Annotated in this window: 2 protein-coding genes; both read left to right on the top strand. The window is 44.5% G+C overall.

Going from position 1 to position 1,907, the window contains the following annotated elements:
• Nucleotides 1-318: 318 nt before the first annotated feature.
• Entirely contained in the window at nucleotides 319-936 is a 618-nt protein-coding gene (locus A3751_RS09450; protein WP_068454909.1) for a hypothetical protein, read from the top strand.
• Nucleotides 937-1,681: 745 nt separating this feature from the next.
• Nucleotides 1,682-1,907 (top strand): hypothetical protein (locus A3751_RS22150; RefSeq protein WP_197466254.1); only part of this gene is annotated, 226 nt, incomplete at its 3' end.

Raw genomic sequence — 1,907 nt, forward strand, 5'->3', positions numbered from 1 at the left:
CTTGCTCTCGTTTGATAAATAGCTTGAAACATGGCGGGCGAACATTAATAAATGCGTCCGCTTGTTGTGCTTGGTTTCGGGTTCGGGTTCGGAGTTTCTAGTTTCTAGCTTCTGTTTTTCAGGTAAGCGGCTTGTTAGGCGATCGATCAGATCTTTTGTCACTCTTTTTGCTCGTTTTTGGCCGTGTTCCGTTATTCGCTGAGTTACTTTGCTCGCTGCTGAGTGTCGTTTTCTGGGACTTCTAAATCGCTTTGTCATAAAGATGTCATGTGCGCTGATTAGCCTCGTTCTGTTATTTCTAACGTGACGGAAAAGAGTATGTTTATAAAAAGTGAGCTTACAAAACGATTTAAAATAGTGGGTGTGGCGTCTGTATTAACACTCGGTTTGACAGCCTGTGCATCCAACGACAAGAAAGTAGCAGATGTTCCTGCGCCTGAATCTAAGACCGAACAAATGGCCAGCACTGAAGCGACGAAGATGACAGTATCTGAGTTATACGAAGTGCATGACGATGGTCGAATCTATGTTTTCTATGATCGCAGCTTATATGATGATTTTCTGAAAACGGGCCATACTGCTTATATGTTGGCACGAATTGGTGCTGGGCCTAAAGGTGAAACGATCAAGTTTGCTTTGACCGGCGAAGACAAGAAAAAGCGTTCTGGCATTCCAAGCGTTGAGTTGTTTGATGGCAATGCTGACGCGGCTTCACCGTTTTATGCAGAAATGCGTGCAGAGGGTCGCATCTATGTATTTGATAATGCCGACGATTTGACTTCTGTACGTAAAGTTGGCGAAGCGCCTTATCGTTTTACTGAGATTGGCGCAGGCCCGAATGGCGAGACAATCGTTTATGTGTTGAACAAGTCTAACAAAAAGCAAAAGCCTGTGGAGTTGATCGAAGCCTTTAAAAAGCAAAATGGCATGAGCTAATTGCGCTGAACATGCAGGCATAATGTTGGTATTGGAATCATAGTTCGATTACAACATTGTGCCTGTTTCCATAACCCCTCCCTCCCAAAAAAATGCTCTCCCAGCACCCCAGTTACGCTTCAAGCGCCGGTCTTATCCCAAAGTGGATTCGAAACTATCTAGCATTTGATGATCTGAGATGTCTCATCGAAAGCAGACATCTTGAGTGTTTTTCTCAAGTAACGGCTGTCACCAAATAGCGGACATTCTGCGCTGCCTCTCAATCCGTTTGCCCCAGAGCAAGAACTAGCAATTTACCAAGATAACGCTTGCCGTTTATCGCTTGCACTTTGGCATCGAATTCACATCATCATAAAAAATCATAATCCAAACTTGCTGGTTAAAAATCACTCATGTAACATCATGTAACTGGGTGGTTATAGCCATCTGACCGATTGGCTATGAAAACTGGGGCGAGTGGGTTTGGTCTTCTGATGTAGCTGTTGGCGCATCAGACCCTGCATTTGTCCCCGGCTGGGACTTGGTTTACACAGTGCATTTTAATACAGGCCGTGAAGCTTCGGTCGAGTGGGAGCCATGGTATTATCGACGACCGTTGATGCGAGTGCGCCCATAGAGAAACAGGGCTCGGCACGTTAGTAATATACTAGACCTGTCTAAAGCTGAAATACCTAGCTGTCGTTTCATTAAAGAATTAAAAAATAAGAAGTTTCATCCAAGAAAAAAGTGTAAATGGAGTTTTTTCATGCTGAAAAATTCAAAGCCTTTGTTCATTGCTTGTGCGACTAGTTTATTAATTGGGTGTGGCGGAAGCTCGTCTTCATCTAATCCTGCGTCTGCGCCGACCACTGAGATTGGTGTATTTCTTGACGAAGCCGTGGCCAATATCGGATACAGGACAGAAACCCTTGAGGGAGTCACTGACTCTCAAGGGCAATACGATTACGTTGAGGGCGAAACCGTTACCTTCT

It is taken from the genome of Oleiphilus sp. HI0080 (genome assembly GCF_001635135.1).

Coding starts and splice junctions, on each gene's coding strand:
- A3751_RS09450 (WP_068454909.1), top strand. CDS start 319: ATGTTTATAAAAAGTGAGCTTACAAAACGATTTAAAATAGTGGGTGTG.